Origin of the sequence: Dehalobacter sp. TBBPA1, from assembly GCF_040931655.1 — a bacterium.
GTDB classification, from domain to species: domain Bacteria; phylum Bacillota; class Desulfitobacteriia; order Desulfitobacteriales; family Syntrophobotulaceae; genus Dehalobacter; species Dehalobacter restrictus.
Window position 1 is genome coordinate 609319 of record NZ_CP162385.1, and the last position, 18171, is coordinate 627489.

The 18171-nt window shown below is 46.3% G+C and carries 14 protein-coding genes; 8 read left to right on the forward strand and 6 right to left on the reverse strand.

Annotation, left to right across the window (positions count from 1 at the left end; translation table 11 throughout):
• Positions 1–22 precede the first annotated feature (22 nt).
• Positions 23–1165 carry a hydrolase gene (locus tag AB3489_RS03020; protein WP_368293898.1) on the forward strand — a complete coding sequence of 381 codons (1143 nt, stop codon included), beginning with the start codon at positions 23–25 and terminating at the stop codon, positions 1163–1165.
• 30 nt (positions 1166–1195) lie between these two features.
• On the opposite strand, the gene splB is transcribed toward AB3489_RS03020, so the two are convergent.
• From splB to AB3489_RS03040, 4 genes are all read right to left on the reverse strand, one after another.
• Entirely contained in the window at positions 1196–2260 is a 1065-nt protein-coding gene (gene splB / locus AB3489_RS03025) for a spore photoproduct lyase (protein ID WP_368293900.1), read from the reverse strand.
• Positions 2235–2981 carry a Ni/Fe-hydrogenase, b-type cytochrome subunit gene (gene cybH, locus AB3489_RS03030; protein WP_368293901.1) on the reverse strand — a complete coding sequence of 249 codons (747 nt, stop codon included), beginning with the start codon at positions 2979–2981 and terminating at the stop codon, positions 2235–2237. The genes splB and cybH overlap by 26 nt, the downstream gene beginning before the upstream one ends.
• A gap of 159 nt (positions 2982–3140) precedes the next feature.
• Positions 3141–4838 carry a nickel-dependent hydrogenase large subunit gene (locus AB3489_RS03035; protein ID WP_368293902.1) on the reverse strand — a complete coding sequence of 566 codons (1698 nt, stop codon included), beginning with the start codon at positions 4836–4838 and terminating at the stop codon, positions 3141–3143.
• A 22-nt stretch (positions 4839–4860) separates the two neighbouring features.
• Positions 4861–6000: a hydrogenase small subunit gene (locus tag AB3489_RS03040; protein ID WP_368293903.1), complete on the reverse strand. Its 1140-nt coding sequence runs from the start codon at positions 5998–6000 to the stop codon at positions 4861–4863.
• A gap of 266 nt (positions 6001–6266) precedes the next feature.
• Between AB3489_RS03040 and AB3489_RS03045 the strand changes: the two genes are divergently transcribed.
• Positions 6267–6785: a DUF2179 domain-containing protein gene (locus tag AB3489_RS03045; RefSeq protein WP_368293904.1), complete on the forward strand. Its 519-nt coding sequence runs from the start codon at positions 6267–6269 to the stop codon at positions 6783–6785.
• Between the two features lie 125 nt (positions 6786–6910).
• Here the strand turns inward: AB3489_RS03045 and AB3489_RS03050 are convergent, their stop codons facing one another.
• The gene (locus tag AB3489_RS03050; RefSeq protein ID WP_368293905.1) at positions 6911–9007 is read right to left on the reverse strand and encodes a glutamine synthetase III; all 2097 of its coding nucleotides are present in this window, start codon (positions 9005–9007) and stop codon (positions 6911–6913) included.
• Positions 9008–9435: 428 nt separating this feature from the next.
• On the opposite strand from AB3489_RS03050, the gene amrA reads away from it, so the two are divergent.
• The 4 genes from amrA to AB3489_RS03070 all read left to right on the forward strand — a co-directional run bounded on the left by amrA (position 9436) and on the right by AB3489_RS03070 (position 14490).
• Positions 9436–10698, forward strand: a complete 1263-nt coding sequence (gene amrA, locus AB3489_RS03055) for an AmmeMemoRadiSam system protein A (RefSeq protein ID WP_368293906.1) — start codon at positions 9436–9438, stop codon at positions 10696–10698.
• 21 nt (positions 10699–10719) lie between these two features.
• Entirely contained in the window at positions 10720–11667 is a 948-nt protein-coding gene (amrS, locus tag AB3489_RS03060; RefSeq protein WP_158208483.1) for an AmmeMemoRadiSam system radical SAM enzyme, read from the forward strand.
• A 288-nt stretch (positions 11668–11955) separates the two neighbouring features.
• Complete coding sequence (locus AB3489_RS03065; RefSeq protein ID WP_368293907.1) at positions 11956–13218, forward strand: ammonium transporter; 1263 nt, start codon at positions 11956–11958, stop codon at positions 13216–13218.
• Positions 13219–13557: 339 nt separating this feature from the next.
• Positions 13558–14490: a TIGR01212 family radical SAM protein gene (locus AB3489_RS03070; protein WP_158208481.1), complete on the forward strand. Its 933-nt coding sequence runs from the start codon at positions 13558–13560 to the stop codon at positions 14488–14490.
• Positions 14491–14562: 72 nt separating this feature from the next.
• Here the strand turns inward: AB3489_RS03070 and eam are convergent, their stop codons facing one another.
• Positions 14563–15825 (reverse strand): glutamate 2,3-aminomutase, encoded by a 1263-nt coding sequence (eam, locus tag AB3489_RS03075; protein WP_368293908.1) that lies wholly within the window; start codon positions 15823–15825, stop codon positions 14563–14565.
• A gap of 344 nt (positions 15826–16169) precedes the next feature.
• On the opposite strand from eam, the gene AB3489_RS03080 reads away from it, so the two are divergent.
• Both AB3489_RS03080 and AB3489_RS03085 read left to right on the forward strand, forming a co-directional pair.
• The gene (locus tag AB3489_RS03080; RefSeq protein WP_368293909.1) at positions 16170–16772 is read left to right on the forward strand and encodes a TrkA C-terminal domain-containing protein; all 603 of its coding nucleotides are present in this window, start codon (positions 16170–16172) and stop codon (positions 16770–16772) included.
• A gap of 21 nt (positions 16773–16793) precedes the next feature.
• Positions 16794–18146, forward strand: a complete 1353-nt coding sequence (locus tag AB3489_RS03085) for a sensor histidine kinase (protein WP_368293910.1) — start codon at positions 16794–16796, stop codon at positions 18144–18146.
• The last annotated feature ends 25 nt before the right edge of the window (positions 18147–18171 follow it).

Sequence of the window (18171 nt, forward strand, 5' to 3'; positions counted from 1 at the left end):
ATTCCTAGGAAGGATCAGAATATTGAAGAATTTGCTGGATATGCTCAAAAGAAATAAGACCCCGCTGATTGTGTTAGGTGTCATTATTACGGTGTTGCTCATCATTAAACTGGTTCTGGTGGATATTGTCTATATTGGCCATCAATACGAAAAGAACAGGATTATTACCCCATGGGGGGAAAAGATAAAATCGGCAAACCTGTCTGTAGATTATACAATTGAACAAGCTCTTAGCGATATAGACAGTCTCGGGCTGAATACCCTGAACGTCCCTGTCCAAATTGATATTCCGTCGTTGACAGCCAGTACGATGTGTATCAATGCCGAAAGTGAAAAGAAAGCGGTCCGGCTGATTAAACGCTTAAAATATAAAGGAATTAACGTCATTCTGGAACCTTATCCGTATATTCAAAACGGTGAGAAATATGAGACGGATCTCAAGCCGGATGATATTAACCAATGGTTCTGGAACTGGAAACAGGTCGTCCTTGCCGAACTCATCCGTGATGTGGCTAAGCCGAATAAAGTCTACGCCCTATGTATCGGTTCCAACTTTGATCAATTCGAGGATCAATGCGGTTATTGGACCGATGTCGCGGATTTTGTCAGGGCGGGATACCCGGGCAAAATGACTTACCGGACAAACTGGTGGTATACAGCTGAATGGAATGCCGGGCAGAATTTGGCGTACGATACCTACATTACAAAATTAAATAATCCGCTTCTTGGAAAAGTGGATTTTATCTCTGTGGCAGCTTATTTTGAATTGACCGACCAGGAGACCAATACGGTAGATAACCTTGTAAGCTCGATCTATAAGACCCGAATTTTCGACCGAAACCAGAATATCTATGATGAATTAAAGCAGCTGTCTGCGAAATGGAACAAACCTGTATTCTTTGGTGAATTGGGTTTCCCAAAAAGAGACGGTGCTGCAGTTCATCCCTGGAATCCCTTGCCGTCGGAAATAATTAATAACCAGGAGCAGGCAAATTGCTTTCTGGCTTATCAGCAAGTGTATGAAAAAGAAACCTGGCATCTTGGGTTTTCTGTTTTTGCTGTGGGCAAAGATGATGAAAATAAAAATTATTACCCGAGCGAGCAAAGCAAGCAAGCCATTAAAAGATGGTATGCCGAATACCAGCATACTGGCAAGGAGCAATAACGTGCCATGGACGGTACTATAGCCGAAAAGCTAAATAAAGTATTTGGCTTTTGCTCCGGGGAAATGACGGTCCATAAACGCCAGAAAGGAAGTCTTTATTTCCTCCATTTCAACGGGTGGGTAGACATATTTTCCGTAGCCGAACTGCCCGAATTTAAATTTACGCGAAGCTTCATCCATCGGTAGGCTTGTCTGCGGATAGATATTTAAAATATTGGACTTGGCCCGGGAAGAAAAACGATGTGTGATAAATTCAAATGTAAGCGCTGCAGGAGAAAAGTTTGCCGGAGAAGCGGCTTTTAACTGCTCTGCCAGGTCAGCAAAGAGCTTTTCGTATTGATCCATCCAGTTCTCGAATCTGATAATCGGGGCAATAATAAAACCTAAAGGGTAGCCGGCGCCAAGTACTTTTCCGGCTGCCCTTATTCTATTTTCAGCGGATGGTGTCCCATGCTCATACTTTCTGATGATTTCTTCGCAATTCAGGCTGAAACGAAACCTGGTATGGCCGTGATGTTCCAGATCCAAAAGGCTATCGACGTCAGTGAATTTTGTAACAAAGCGGAACCTGCCCTGAGGCTGTCTTCCAAAAAATTCAATGCTTTTTCGCAGACTGCCTGTATATTGTTCCACCGGGATTGGGTCGGAAACTGCGGCTCCTTCGAAATAAGTGATCTCGGGTAAACGTTCCTGGATTAAAGTTTGGGCTTTTTCAAGCAGTTCATTCATATTGACATAGATGCGGATGTACGGTCTTGCACCCAGCGTCGTGGCTAAATAACAATATTCGCACATCCCGGGACAGCTTGTGGTCAGCGGCAGCTGATAATGAGCCGAGGGTTTGCAGGTTTGAAACGTTTTTCCGCGTTTGACACCGATCACCAATGTTTTTTTGGCTTCAAAATAGGTTTTGGCAGCAGTATCCCCGCTCAGACCGGTTATTCTGTTGTGAGAGCTTGTCGCTTTGACCGGAATCTTGATTTGCCGAAAATAATCAACAAGCTTCTTCCCAAGTGGATAATTCAGGGCTTCAGGCTCATAAAAGACCTGTTTGGGCTCGAAATTCAAGTTAATCCCCCTTCTGGAGTACAACATATTCAGGGGTACGGGCTTCTTCAGCGCCGACAGTAGAGGGTAATTCATATTTATACCCATTGATCATGGATGAGGTAGTAGCATCATCATCCAGAAGATCCTGTCTGAATACAAGGTAGAGGTGAATCAACAAAAAGACCACATAGCCCCAAGCGACAAGATGATGACTCATTCTGACCAAATTTTCGTTGTGAAAAGCCGGAATGACCCAGGAAAAAAACTTTCCGGATATACCATCCGGATTGGTGCCTATCCGCATAGCGAAACCCGTTATAATCATGAAAAAACTTCCGATCCAGATGAAAAGAAGATAAGATAGCTGGGCCAAGGCATTATGCCCGAGATGTCCCTGATGTTCTCCTCTCATAAATAAATAGTAGCGGATTGTTGACTTGAGGTCCTGCCAAAAAGCCTTCTGCCAGAAACGTATTTTGGCATATTCATTGCCTGCCCAGAACCAATAGAGGCGAAATAACAGATTGGCCGTAAAGATAAAAGCGGCTATTCCATGCCAGTAGCGAACTGATCCCATTAAAAACTGCTGGAATGCTTCTCCAGGGGTAACGAAAACAGGATTTCCGATATACAAACCTGTGAGAAAGAGTACGGTGACGGCGGCTGCGTTTATCCAGTGAAACATCCGGACAGGAAATTGCCAGACATATACCGGTCTGCGCTGCGGCATCGGAGCGGAACTTTTCTTTTCTTTGGATAAGGCCAATCGTAATCCCTCCATATCATTTAGAATGAAGTACAGATTCTCTTGGATAACCCTACTACCAGTCTGGGGGGCACAGTTCCGCAGGATAGTGTAGTGCGGCTGTTTCGACTGATTGTGCCGTCTCCATGGCACGCAGACATTGTGGCCCCTGGATTTTCCCTAGCTTAGTGGTTTTCCTTGCGGTGTTATCAGGTGTGCTGCGCAGGCGATGCAGGGGTCAAATGAGTGAATGGTCCGGAGCAGTTCCAGGGGCTGGTCGGTAGCAGCGACCGGTGTGTCGAGCAGCGACGCCTCATATGGACCTTTTTGTCCTGTAGCATCCCGTGGTGAGGCATTCCAGGTTGTTGGCACAACCGCCTGATAGCCTTCCACTTTGCCGCCGCGGATTTTAATCCAGTGAGCTAGGGCTCCTCGCGGGGCCTCAGCCCAGCCAACACCCTGCGCTTCTGCCGGCCAGCGGCTCGGTTCCCATTTTTCAGGATTGAAGGTCTGTGTGTCACCGGCTTTAATATTAGCGATTAGGTCCGCATAAAAACCGGCAAGTTGATCGACACAAAATTTTGCTTCCAGTGCTCTGGCCAGCGTTCGTCCGAGCGTTGAAAACAAAGCGTTGAGCGGAAGATCCAGTTTCCGCAGGGAGCTGTCGACCATTTCCTTGATTTCCTTATTGCCTTTGGCATAAGCAACCACGAAGCGGGCCAGCGGGCCGACTTCCATCGCATGGCCCTGCCAGCGCGGTGTTTTGATCCAGCTGTATTTTTTTGATTGATCCAAATTGTGATAAGGTGGTTTGGGCCCGTCATACGCTGGATCCGTCCGCCCCTGCCACGGGTGAAGCCCGGCATCCTTATCCGCATATTGATACCACGAGTGAGATACAAATTCCTGAATATGGTTTGGATCCTTTAGATCAAGATCATAGACTTTGCTCAAATCTCTGTTCAGGACAATCCCGCGCGGGAACAGGTAGCTGTCCGGTTCGTGGATATCGACGAGTGGTACACCGCCGTAGGCCAGGAAGTTGCCGATCCCGCCTCCCCAAAGATCTTTTTTATAAAAACTAGCAATGGCCAGAATATCCGGAATAAGAACCTGGTTGACAAACGTTTGGGCTTCATCGATCTTCGTTTTCACAAGATTCAGGCGTTCCATATTCAGAACATGGACATCATCAAGGTTGATGCTCGAAGCATGCCCGCCGACCAGATAGTTCGGGTGCGGGTTTTTCCCTCCGAACACGGTATGGACTTTGGCAATTTCTTTTTGCCAACTTAATGCTTCCAGGTAATGCGCGACTCCCATTAGATTGGCTTCCGGCGGTAAGCGATAAGCGGGATGGCCCCAGTAAGCATTGGCAAAAATGCCAAGCTGACCGCTTTGGACAATATTCTTAACTTTATTTTGCACATCCCTGAAGTAGCCTTCGGAAGAATTAGGCCAGGAGGAGATGGACATGGCCAGACTGCTTGTTGCTTTAGGATCAGCCTTTAACGCGCTTAAGACATCAATCCAATCAAAACCATGCAAATGATAAAAATGAATCACATGATCCTGGGTAAATTGGGTCAGCGTCATGATATTGCGTATGTAATTGGCATTTTTGGGGATCGGATAATTCAAGGCATCTTCCACTGCCCGCACAGAAGCAATCGCATGGATGTGCGTGCAAACACCGCAGATTCGTTGGACAAACGCCCAGACATCACGTGGATCCCTGTTTTCGACAATCTTTTCAATTCCTCTAAATGTTGTTCCTGAGCTGACGGCATCGCTGATCTTTGTACCGTCAACAATGGCTTCAATGCGTAAATGACCTTCGATCCGGGTGACAGGATCCACAACAATTCTTGTTGTCATTGAGATTCAAAACCTTTCTGCATTAGTCTTCTTTATCATTCGTCTTCTTAGTTACGTGTCTTCTTTGTTCAGTATCTGTACTTCTGTTCGGGTGGTTCATTTTCCCACGCCCTTTGGCAGCGGCCGTAATTCCCCCATGGGCAACAACACCCAGACCGGCCACACCTAAAGCGGCAAGACCGATATGGTCAGGGTTGCCGCCGATGGCCTCATTGGGGATCTCAGCCAGGTGAGTATAAAAAGGCGTGCTGGAATCATACCAATTATTCTCGGAACAGGCCATACAAGGGTGTCCTGATTTCACAGGAAAGCTGACTCCGTCATTCCATTCCGTTACGGCGCAGGCATTATAGGCGACTGGGCCTTTGCAGCCAACTTTATACAGGCACCAGCCTTTTCTGGCACCTTCGTCATCGAAGCGCTCCACAAACTGGCCGGCATCAAAGAAGGCCCGGCGGGTGCAGCCGTCGTGGACACGTTTGGAGTAAAAGGCTTTAGGACGACCCAGGCTCGTTAATTCCGGGATTTTCCCAAATGTCAGGTAATGAACGATTGTACCGGTGATGACTTCAGCAATGGGCGGACATCCGGGAACGTCAATGACAGGCTTGTTCTTGACAATTCTCCGAATCGGTACAGCCTGTGTTGGATTGGGGTGTGCCCCCTGGACACAGGCGTTGGTCGCACAGGAGCCATACGCTATCACGGCAGCTGCTCCATCGGCACATTCCTTCAGGAGCTCGTTGGCAGTCATTCCGCCGATGGTACAGTAAATGCCGCCCTCTGCCAGCGTGGCGCTGCCTTCGACTACCAGAATATATTCCCCGTAATGTTCCTGCATTGTTTTTAGACGGACAGACTCTGCCTGTGTTCCGGCTGCGGCCTGCAGCGTCTCCATATAATCAAGGGAAATCATATTGAAGATCAGGTCCGAAAACAAAGGATGGGCGGACCTGATGAAAGACTCGCCGCAGCAGGTGCATTCCTGCAGATTTAGATAAATGACAGGTGGGCGTGACTTGTTTTCCAAAGCTTCCACAATTCTGGGGACAGCGGTTGCATCGAGTCCCAGCATTGCTGCAGTCATGGCACAGAACCTTAAAAAGTCCCGCCGGGATATTCCTTTCTGGCGGGCCCAGTCATAATAGCTGCCCTTTTTCAATATTTTCCCCTCCCGATATAGAATATTGGCTTACGGAATGAAAAAAAGCCAGTCTTTTGCCAGTTCGTCGTTATTGTGTGTTCCTTAGCATATTTTATTCATTTCTTTACATATACAGGTATTTTTGTAATACGCAGGAGATAATAGGCAATGTGAGTGAGACAGCAATTCAGAAAAATTCGGAACAGCATAGTAGAATTACGCTAAAATGGATCATAATAATATCAAGGAATGATCCAGCCGAAAAAAGAAAATTGGTGATAAGAATGAACCAAGTAGTCCTGTTTGCTCTGCTAATCATGGCTATTAATATTACGTACGTATCACTGACAACGGTACGGTTTATCCTTGTGATCAAGGGCTTAAAGGAGTATGCTTCCATGCTGTCCATGATCGAAGTGCTCGTGTACATTGCCGGATTGTCTATTATCCTGAAAAACCTGGACAGTTACTGGAACATCGCAGCCTATTGCATCGGCTATGGTATCGGAGTGTATCTGGGAAGCAGGATCGAGGAAAGACTTGCTCTCGGGTACATGACTGCCGAGGTCATTGTTGATTCGCTCGATGAGACGCTTCCCAAATTATTGCGTAAGAAAGGATTTGGCGTTACGACCTGGACCGGGGAAGGCCGCGACGGGAAACGCCTCCTAATGTTGGTTCTGGCCAAAAGAAATCGGCAAAAAGAACTTTTGAATATTGTTAATGATTCCTGCCCAAGTGCGTTTATATTTTTCCAGGAGCCTAAGAATTTCCGCGGAGGATTTTGGGCCGGCAGGCGATAAGAACTCAAAACAGTAAATGGCCTGCAACGCTGATGCGGGATAGAGAAATGACGATGAGAATGTAATAAAATAGCAGAGGAGAGGGCTGGTGCCCTCTCCTCTGCTATTTTTCTGAAGGGTATGGATTAAATGATGAACAGCATTTCCACATAAGTCGGCAGCGGCCAAAGCTCCGCGTCAACAAGTGTTTCAAGCTTATCCCCATAGATCCTCAATTCATTCATCGCGGCAAAGACGATATCACGGTAGTAAACCGCATTGGCATGGACATCTTCAACGTCAGCCGCGCCCAAAACAGCTTTTTCCAAAGCCACAGTTTTGGCTTTAAAGGAACCTAAAGCCGAAGATACTTCTTTGATGACTTGTTCCTGAGCCGAGGTATCCGCAGAAGCCACGGCAGCTTTAACGCTTTGTACGGAACCGGCCAGGTCAGTTGCATATTTTGCAGATGCGGGAAGAATAAGCCTGTTAGCCATATCAATCATCGTTTTGGCTTCAATATTGATCGTTTTGCTGTATTGCTCCAGCAAAATCTCGTAGCGGGAATGAACTTCCTGTTTGCTCAATACACCGTGTTTCTCGAACACATTAACACACTTCTCGTCAATGAAGTGCTCCAAAGCTTCCACCATGGATTTGATGTTCGGCAGACCGCGTTTTTCTGCTTCTACGACCCAGTCTTCGGAATAGTTGTTGCCATTGAAGATGATACGATTGTGTTTGACCAGAATTTCTTTCAAGAGGGCCTGCAGTTCGCTGTTAAAATCGGCAGCCTTTTCAAGCTTATCGGCAATCTGGCAAATACTTTCAGCGACAATCGTATTCAGGACCATGTTTGGGCCGGCGATGGATGCACTGGAAGGAACCATGCGGAACTCAAATTTATTTCCGGTAAAGGCAAATGGTGAAGTCCGGTTACGGTCGGAGTTATCCTTCGGGATTTCCGGAAGCGTGGACACGCCGACTGTCAAAGTGCCATTTGGTTTGGATGATACAGCACCGCCGTTATTTTGGATTTGTTCGACAATATCCGTCAACATGTCGCCGAGGAACATGGAAATGATCGCCGGAGGAGCCTCATTCGCGCCGAGACGGTGGTCGTTTCCAGGGTTGGCGGCGGAGACCCTGAGCAGTTCGGAGTATTCGTCCACAGCTTTAATGACAGCACAAAGGAAAGTTAAGAACTGAGCGTTATCGTGCGGGGTATTTCCCGGATCAAGCAGATTCTGTCCATCATTGGTGCTCATGGACCAGTTATTGTGTTTCCCGGAACCGTTGACACCTGCAAACGGTTTCTCATGCAGCAGGCAGACCAGATCATGATGCAAGGCAACCTTTTTCAAAGTATCCATGACCAGTTGGTTATGGTCGGTAGAAACATTGGTTGTTGAGAAAATTGGGGCAATCTCAAACTGGCCAGGAGCAACTTCGTTGTGCTGCGTTTTAGCCAAAACGCCTAATTTCCAGAGTTCTTCATTCAATTCTTTCATAAAGGCAGCAATGCGCTCTTTGATGCTGCCGAAGTAATGGTCTTCCATTTCCTGGCCCTTAGCCGGAGGAGCGCCAAAGAGTGTTCTGCCGGTAAGGACTAAATCCATTCTGGCATCAAAAAAACTTTTATCAATCAGAAAGTATTCCTGTTCGGGTCCGACCGTAGAAATGACCCGGGTTGCTGTCGTATTGCCGAATAATTTTAACAGTCTTACTGCTTGTTTGGAGAGTGCTTCCATAGAACGCAAAAGCGGAATTTTTTTGTCGAGAACTTCACCGGTATACGAATAGAATACTGTGGGAATCGTCAGCGTGACGTTGCCGTTTTTCTCTTCTCTGGCAAAAGCCGGAGAGGTGCAGTCCCAGGCAGTATAGCCTCTGGCCTCAAACGTGGCTCTAATGCCGCCGCTTGGGAAAGAAGATGCATCAGGTTCACCTTTGATCAGTTCTTTGCCGGAAAACTCCATAATGACTTTGCCGTCGGCAGTCGGAGAAATAAACGAGTCGTGCTTCTCGGCAGTGAGTCCTGTCATCGGCTGGAACCAGTGGGTGTAGTGGGTAGCTCCTTTTTCAATCGCCCAGTCTTTCATTGCATTCGCAACGACTTCGGCGACATCTGGATCCAGCGCTTTCCCGTCCTCAATTGTTTTCTTCAAAGCTTTGTAAGTTGCTTTGGGCAGCCGTTCCCTCATGACGGCATCGTTAAAAACGTTCATTGCAAAGATATCCATTGTTTCGAAATCTCCCTTCAGATTTAGATATTAAATAATGGGTAAATAGATAAATAACCACAAAAAGCAAAAAAAGCAAAAACAAACTTAACCCTCAAAGCGTTTGGTTGAGGAATAAGCATCTTTGCTTAAATTACCTATAAAAATATATCAAAAAGTTAACACACTTTCTTAGAAATAACAAGTGTTTATTCCGATGTATACAAAATATAATCCGGGGATAATCCGGATTATAATTAATCCGGTTCCAGCAGATGAATCGGCAGGATAAATATGCATATAAAAAGAAAATATATAAAGATAAAATAGTACTTGAAAAAGAAGTAAATTGACAGAAGCAAATCCGATGAAATAACCGATATGAGAAAATCAATTGCCAAAGGCTCGGCGTCAGCCAAATTTTCTTTAGAAACTAAGGGGGTATTGCTATGAGTCTTGTCTATGTAGGGTTTGTTCCTCATCCTCCGATTCTCGTGCCTGAGGTCGGGCATGGTGAAGAAAAGGGTTGTCAGCAAACAGCAGAGGCTTATAGGACGCTCGTTCAGCAAGTCATTGGGATGAATACGCAGACGGTTTTGATTGTGTCTCCTCATGCGAAGCTGGCCGAGCAGGGTTTGGTAATCTTAGACGGAGACACTCTCTCCGGGAGTCTCAGCCGTTTTGGGGCAGGCCAGGTTAGCTTAAGCTTTGAAACAGATCAGCAACTCGCGGAGACCATCAGGGAAGAGATTCCTGATGCTTTTCCTGTTCGGGCAGAGCTTGATCATGGTTCACTCATTCCGCTTTATTTTCTTCATCAAGCCGGATGGTCCGGGAAGATTGTTGTCTTAAGCATGCCGATGAGCCGTCCGGAATATTACGGAAAAAAAGTCGGCCAAATTTTAAATGATGCAGCTGAACGCTGCGCCTTGCTTGCAAGCGGTGACCTTTCCCACCGGCTCAAAGAAGACGGACCTTATGGATTCCACCCTTCAGGCCCCAAACTGGACCAGCTTATAGTCAAAGGATTGAAAAGAGATACAACACTGCTCAGGGGGATTCCCGCTAGTCTTTTGGATGAAGCAGGTCAGTGCGGCTATCATTCCCTGTTGTTTGCACTCGGGGCGCGAGAAGGCGCGATTAAGGTTCTCTCCTATGAAGGACCGTTTGGTGTAGGTTATCTCATTGCTGAGATCTTTCGTTCTTCACCGATTGCAGGTTATGCCAGGGAATGCCTGACTTACTATCTTACATCCCAGCCTTTTGACAGGTTAGATATTCCTGGAGACCCTCTGCTGAAAGAAAAGAAAGGCTGCTTTGTTTCCCTTAAAAAGGATGGGGCATTGCGGGGCTGCATTGGTACGATCCAACCGGTAAGAGAAAACCTGGCTTCAGAAATTAGACATAACGCCATAGCAGCAGGTACCCAGGATCCACGCTTTTGGCCGATACAAGCGGAAGAACTGCCCTTAGTATCTGTATCTGTCGATGTTCTTGGAGACATGGAGAAGATTACTGGACCCGAAGAGCTGGATCCTCAGCGTTACGGGGTAGTTGTACGTCGGGGTGGAAAGGTCGGGCTGTTGCTGCCGCATCTTGAAGGGATTGATACGGTTGAGGAACAGGTCGGAATAGCCAAACAGAAAGCTGGTATTGATCCGGGGGAGGAAGTCGAGCTCTGGCGTTTTGAAGTCGAACGTTTTTTTGAATAACAGGAAAGAGGGATGAAGCATATGACAGGATTTTCTGAATGTCCGCTATGTCCGCATCACTGTAAACTCAAGGAAGGCCAGTCCGGATTCTGTAAGGTCAGAGGGTGTCGGAACGGTGAAATCATACCGCTGACTTTTGCTGAAGTCGCTGCGTTTCATCTTGATCCTGTGGAGAAGAAACCGCTTTATCATTTCTATCCGGGAAGCCGGATATTCTCTGTCGGCGGCTATGGCTGCAACCTGCACTGCTTCTTCTGCCAGAACCATGAGATCTCCCAGAAATATGAGCAGGGCCGCCGGATTTCCCCGAAGCAGCTGACGGAAATGGCCGCGGAAGACCAGTCCGTCGGGATTTGCTTTACGTATACGGAGCCTCTGGTTTGGTACGAGATGATCATGGAGACAGCTCCGCTGGTCAAAGAACGGGGAGGAAAGGTCGTCCTGGTATCCAATGGGATTATCGAACAGAAATACCTCGAATATCTAATCCCTTACATCGATGCGGTCAATATTGATATCAAAGGGTTTACTTCGGAATTCTACGAGAAATACACCGGTGGGAAACTGGAGTGGGTGCTAAAAACAGTTGAAACGCTGGTATCAAATGTTCATACCGAGATCACAACGCTTGTTATCCCGGACTTGAATGACAATCCGCAGGAAATTGAGGCGCTGGCCAAATGGCTGTCCGGCTTAAATGCTCCGCTGGCGTGGCATTTGAGCAAATATCATCCAATGCATAAAAGCAAAATACCGGCAACTGATGAAAAGAAATTAAAGAAACTATGGACGCTGGCCAAAGAAACCCTGCCCTATGTGTACCTTGGTAATATGGCAGGAGGAAATACGACCTATTGTCCGCAATGCGGGCAGGAAGTCATTACCAGAGACCTTCAGGTAACCATGAAAACCACGGAAGGGAAATGCGGGCACTGCGGCCGGGATATCTGGGGAGTTGGACTCTTATGACCAATGACAGGTTTAGGATTAACCGGGTATGTGTAATATTGAAGAATGTATACAGGAATGTATACATTATTTAAACGAAAAACCTCTTTACAGATTGTTTATCGGGTAATATAGTACAGATAGATCGTTTGTTATACGCAAGTCAATCAGGCAACGGGGCCTCAAAAAAGTGCAATACTTTTTTGAGGCTTTTTTTTATTAGTCAATCGGCGCGTAGCTAAAGACTTGTATCAAGCTATCTATAAATCTATAAGAAATACATCAAGAAAAGCTAAGGAGGAGAAGAAAATGAATTACACAACTGGGGATATTGGTTTTATGATTATTTCCACAGCACTTGTTATGTTAATGACACCCGGTCTGGCCTTTTTTTACGGAGGACTGGTTAAAAAACGTCATGTTTTATCCATGATGATGCAAAGTATTATCGCGATGGGTGTTGTAACACTTATCTGGGTAGTTTTAGGTTATTCGCTTGCTTTTGGGCCAGATATCGGTTCAGTCATCGGCGGCCTCGACCATCTGATGCTGAAGGGCGTAGGGCTGGAGCCGCGAACTGAAGGCGCTACGATTCCGCATCTGCTCTTCATGGTCTTCCAAATGATGTTCGCAATCCTGACACCGGCCTTGATGACCGGTGCGACTGCCGAACGCTTGCGTTTTCCCGCATTTGTTTTACTGATGAGTTTCTGGAGCTTACTGGTGTACGTTCCGATCGCGCACTGGGTATGGGGCGGCGGCTGGCTTGGAAATTTAGGTGCACTTGATTTTGCCGGCGGTACTGTTGTTCATATCAGTTCAGGCTTCTCCGGTCTGATCGCAGCACTTGTGATTGGAAAACGCATCAATAAGTCCACAGATCCGACCATTCCGCATAATATTCCTTACGTGATTCTGGGCGGCACCCTGCTATGGTTTGGCTGGTTTGGCTTTAATGCAGGCAGTGAACTGGCGGCTGACGGAATTGCAGTAATCGCTTTTGTGACCACATTTATTGCAGCTGCCTTAGGGCTTTTGGGCTGGGTCGTTGCAGAAAAACTGCACCGTGGGAAGCCTACTGTCCTGGGGGCAATTTCCGGAGCTGTTGCCGGACTGGTAGCCATTACACCTGCTTGTGCCTATGTAACAAATGCCTCCGCAATGGTAATCGGCCTTGTAGCCGGCGGATTATGCTACTTTGCAGTTGCAATCCTTAAAGATAAGCTTGGTTATGACGACGCGCTGGATGCCTTCGGCATCCACGGAATCGGCGGAACTTGGGGGGCTCTGGCGACAGGCATCTTCTGCACAACCGCAGTTAACCCTCTCGGTAAAGACGGCCTGTTCTACACTGGCGATTTCCATCAAGTCGGCATACAGCTCATCGCAGTACTAGCAACGTATATATACGCAGGTCTGGTAACGTTTATCCTGCTGAAAGTCATTGGAGCGATCACTCCGCTCACAGCTACAGAAGCTGAACAGGTCAGCGGTCTTGATACGACCCAACACGGAGAAAGTGCTTACCCCGATTTTGAAGGATTAACAGCAAATTCGATCTATAATTTATAGAAGCAACAAGATTGCGTTATAAGTGTAGACCTAAAGTATGATATGCAGTAAAGTATGATATGCAGATGTAATCTTATGAAGATAATGAGACCGGAATCCAGATGTATGCCGCCGCTAGGCTGGAAATACATTTGATTCCGGTTTCTGGCTTTATATGGAGAAAAATTACAGGTTTCTTCGCCATTGTTGTTTTGTTTCAGACCAACTAAAGCTATAATAGGATACAGGAAAAGACACAAAAGTACATATGACACAAGACAAGTCTATAATACAGAGACTTATTTAACACATGGCCTAGCAAAAGAGATACGATATTGCACGTTGAAACCGGGGTTGAACATGAATAAACGCTATTATACATTAAATGAACATTTCCGCGGATTTTTTGGCGAAAAAGTCATCAAAGTATCTTTGGATGCAGGTCTCAGCTGCCCAAACCGGGATGGGACGGTAAGTGACGGAGGCTGTATATTTTGCAGTGAAAAAGGCTCCGGCGATTTTGCAGGGCAAAGAGGTCTGTCCATTCGCGAACAGTTTAACCAAGTTCGGGAAAGGACTTTGAAAAAATGGCCAAAAGCGAAATACATTGCTTATTTTCAATCGTTTTCTGCGACGTATGGTCCTGAAGATTATCTGGGAAATTTGTACCGGGAAGCATTGGCGCTGGAAGATGTCGTCGGCTTATCCGTTTCGACCAGACCGGACTGTCTGAACGAAGCAATCCTTGATGTTCTGGAAGGCCTGAATAAGCAGACCTATCTATGGGTAGAACTGGGTTTGCAGTCTGTTCATAACAAAACTTTGGACTGGCTGAACAGAGGACATGATTTCAACTGTTTTCTGGAGGGTGTAAATAAGCTCAGACAAAGGAATATCCGGGTATGTACCCATATCATCATGGGGCTTCCCTGTGAAAGCCGGGAGGAAATGTTCAGGACAGCACAGGTGATCAGTCAAATCCCGATACAGGGTATAAAGATTCATTCGCTTCATATTTTAAGAGGGACTCCTCTTGCGGATCTCTACAGCCAGAGTGGTCTTCGGCTACTTTCCATGGAAGAATATATAGACCTCGTAGCCGATATCCTGGAGATCCTTCCTCCCGATATGATTATCCACAGACTCATGGGCGACGGACCTCTCAAAGATGTCATTGCCCCAATGTGGACCCGACGTAAATGGGAGGTCTTAAACGGCATCGACCAAGAGATGGAACGAAGAGGAAGCTTTCAAGGAATTCATTATAACGCCAAAATCCCGTTAACCTGGTAAATGCGGTTAACGGGATTTTACTTGAGAGAGTGATTTTACTGACTTCTATATGACTAAGGCATGCAATCAAACTTAGCCTTCATCAGCGTAATGATTCTCATAATAAACAATTTTCCCTTCCCACGTCTTCAAAACAGCCCGGTGTTCATCGAGGGAAAGAAGATATTGGGGGAGAAGCGGGGTTTTGCCGCCTCCTTTTGGGGCATTGATAATATAGGTTGGAACGGCCAGACCGGAGGTGAAGCCTCTGAGCGCTTCCATCACGGCTAGACCTTCCTGAATGGACGGAATAAAATGCCGGGTGCCTTTGACGTTTTTGGCGTGAAAGATATAGTAGGGACGGACACGGATTTTCAGTAATTCCTGATTCATTTTCTTCATGACATCGGGGTCTGTATTGATGCCTTTGAGCAGTACGGCCTGATTCCCAAGCACAACACCGGCTGAAACAAGCCTATCTGCAGCCTTTTTGGCTTCCAGGGTTACTTCTTTCGGATGATTAAATTGAGTATTGATATAGATTGGCGGATATTTGGCAAGTATGGCTAAAAGTTCATTGGTAATCCGCATTGGCAGGGTTACAGGGACCCTGGTTCCAAGGCGTTTGATTTCAACATGCGGAATACTATGAAGTTCAGCAAGCAGCCATTCGATGGTCTGGTCACTTAAAAGAAACGCATCCCCGCCTGTGATCAGCACATCCCGGATTTCTGGGTTCTCACGGATATAATCCAGCGCGGCTTTCAGGTCTTCTTTTTCCTTGTGTCCGTCTGTTTCGCCGATATTGCGCCGGCGTTGGCAGTGACGGCAGTACATGCCGCACATGTTGGTAACATTAATGATCAAGCGGTCCGGATAGCGTCTGGTGATACAAGGAGCGGGAGAGGTTAAGGCTTCTCCCATTGGATCTTCTTCTCCGCTTTTATCAAACAGCTCTTCTATTTTGGGTATTCCCTGCAGAAGGATGGGGTCTTCAGGGTTGCTGAAATCCATTAAACTAAGGTAATACGGTGATACAGCCCAGCGGTATATCCGTCCGACTGTTGAGATCTCATTTTTTTGAGCATCAGTTAACGGAAAAAGAGAATCCAGCGTGTTGACATCCGTGATCCTGTGGCTCATTTGCCAACGCCAGTCATCCCAAATTTCCTGGGTTGCCCCGAAGTATTGGAGGATCCTTTCCTTCTGGGCAGAATATAAATCTGTCAGATTCAGTCCGGCAGGTATCTGATTAGCTTTTTGCAGATAGGGTTCGATCCGCTGCTTTAATTCTTCGGCACGTTTAATAGAAAAATAGTGATAATCACGATGCGGTCTATATAGCTCAATTGCCATATTTAGCCCCCCTTTCAAATGCTAATTACAGAAAAAACCTCCATATCATACAAAATAGCAACGCTAAAGATTATACTGCCAACCAATCATAACATTGTAAGTTGTTGGCAGTCAAGAGGGTTAAAATGTCTGATCACGTCAAATAATAAAAAAATTTGAGGGTATGGCGCTATTCCAATATTGCCTGGGAATGGTATTTTTTTATCGAAAAGATTGTCTTCCCCAACTCCCTAGGGTAGAATTACATAAAAGGCAAAAATTTAATGCGTGCATGATAGAAGATACGGGTTGATTGACATGGTACTAGGTATCTGAAGTCAGCAAAGAAAGAAAGGGATCATATCTTGGAGCAGGCCAAATATCAGGAAATTGCGAATGAGATCGCGCATGCCGTCGTTCTTGGCGAGTTCCGTGAAGGGGATAAAATCCACGGAAGGTCGACCCTGGCAGGAAGATTCAATGTTTCTCCGGAGACGATCCGTCGGGCAATTGCTATTCTGCAAAATGAAGGAGTCGTCAGAGTAAAACCGGGTATTGGCATCATTGTGAACTCCAGGATAGAGGCCGAAAAATTTTTAAAGTCTTTTGACCAAAAAAATGAGGTTCAAGCCTTTATTGACGAGTTGAAAAGCCTGATGGAGCAGAGAAAGGAAATTGACAGGCAAATTGATGTGCTGCTTCAGAAAGTTTCGACCTATGCCGACCGATATATCTCTTGCTGGAATGACGTTGAAGAACTTAAAATTCAGCCGGAGTCATCCGCAATCGGCTGTTCCCTGAGAGAGCTTAAAGTCAGAGAAAAAACTGGAGCAACAGTCGTAGGGGTTGTCAGAAACGGCAATGAGAATTTTTCTCCTGAAGCCGACTTCCTGCTCGAAGAAGGAGATATTCTTCTCGTAGTCAGCTCGGAGAATGGCAATAAAAAAGTCCGGAGCTTATTGAAATAATTATACGAGGGAGGTGTGACGATGAAAAATATGAATGTAATCCTTGTTCTGGTCATCGCCCTTGAAATCGCTCTGGGTCTTTATTTGCAGAATACTTTTCTATTAGCCGCTTTTATGGTGATTGATGCCGGATATTTCTTCTGGTATATGAAAAATTTAGAGAAAAAGGCCGTACCGCTGCATACGTTAAGCAGGGCAGACCTGAGTGTAAAGATCGCTAACGAAACACTTCCTTACCTGCGCGGTGGTCTGAATAAACAAAACGCCGAAGCCATTGCCAAAATCATTCAGGGGATTGCTCAGGTGGCCGCGGTCTCGATCACCGATTGTGAGAAACAGCTCGCCTATCTTGGGGCAGGCTGCGACAGGCACCACCCCGGTGATAAGATCCTGACGGCAGCGACTAGAGAAGTCATACAGACTGCAAAATATAAAGTTGTTCAGACGCAGGAAGAGTTAAACTGCCCGATGTCGGACACGTGTGACTGTCCTTTGGCTGCGGCAGTCATTGTTCCGCTTTCCTGCAAAGGAAACGTTGTCGGAACATTTAAGCTCTATGAAACGAAGGGCGGAAAGATTTCTCCTGACCTGATCAGGCTTGCGCTTGGCATGGGCCAGATTTTAAGCCTTCAGGTGGAAGTAGCTGAACTGGACCATCAGACCAATCTGACGATGGAAGCCAGACTCGATGCTCTTCAGGCTCAGATCAATCCGCATTTCTTTTTTAATGTTCTGAATACAATTATTGCCACCAGCCGAACCAACCCCAACCGGGCCAGAAGACTCTTGATCCATCTGGCCGAATTTTTCCGTAAGTCTTTAAAATCTAAAGGTGCACTCATTTCTCTTCGGGAAGAGATGGAATTTGTTAATAATTATTTTGTGCTGGAAAAAGCTCGCTTTGGGAAAAAGCTGAAGATTAAGCTGGAAATTCCCAAGGAACTGATGGATGCCGAGGTGCCAAGACTGAGTATTCAGCCTCTAGTTGAAAATGCGGTCAAACATGGGATTACCCCCATGATCATGCTGAATGGTGTTGTAACGATCCGGGTCAGGGAACTCGGGCTGGAAGATGGTAAAAGCGAACTTTTTGTAGAAGTCATTGATAACGGAATGGGGATTGAAGAGGATCGGCTGAAAGATGTCCTGCTGCCCGGTGTAGGCTCAGGCAACGGTGTAGGGCTCGCCAATGTCCATGCCCGCCTGAAGGGCTTATATGGTTCAGAATACGGATTAAACATTGAAAGCAAAATAGGTGAGGGGACGACTGTAAAAATGAGGCTTCCATACAAACAGACCAGTCCGCAGCAGCCTTCTGCCGAACCCTGGATTCAGGACCCTATGTCTAGTACCAGGGCCAGAAATGGTATTTGATTTTACGAAGAAACGGGGAACTTCA

Bases quoted from the DNA above. Each gene is read 5' to 3' on its own strand.
- amrS (WP_158208483.1), top strand. From the start codon at position 10,720: ATGACAGGATTTTCTGAATGTCCGCTATGTCCGCATCACTGTAAACTC.
- AB3489_RS03035 (WP_368293902.1), bottom strand. From the start codon at position 4,838: ATGACAACAAGAATTGTTGTGGATCCTGTCACCCGGATCGAAGGTCAT.
- AB3489_RS03050 (WP_368293905.1), bottom strand. From the start codon at position 9,007: ATGGATATCTTTGCAATGAACGTTTTTAACGATGCCGTCATGAGGGAA.
- AB3489_RS03045 (WP_368293904.1), top strand. From the start codon at position 6,267: ATGAACCAAGTAGTCCTGTTTGCTCTGCTAATCATGGCTATTAATATT.
- AB3489_RS03085 (WP_368293910.1), top strand. From the start codon at position 16,794: ATGAAAAATATGAATGTAATCCTTGTTCTGGTCATCGCCCTTGAAATC.
- splB (WP_368293900.1), bottom strand. From the start codon at position 2,260: ATGTTGTACTCCAGAAGGGGGATTAACTTGAATTTCGAGCCCAAACAG.
- AB3489_RS03065 (WP_368293907.1), top strand. From the start codon at position 11,956: ATGAATTACACAACTGGGGATATTGGTTTTATGATTATTTCCACAGCA.
- AB3489_RS03070 (WP_158208481.1), top strand. From the start codon at position 13,558: ATGAATAAACGCTATTATACATTAAATGAACATTTCCGCGGATTTTTT.
- eam (WP_368293908.1), bottom strand. From the start codon at position 15,825: ATGGCAATTGAGCTATATAGACCGCATCGTGATTATCACTATTTTTCT.
- amrA (WP_368293906.1), top strand. From the start codon at position 9,436: ATGAGTCTTGTCTATGTAGGGTTTGTTCCTCATCCTCCGATTCTCGTG.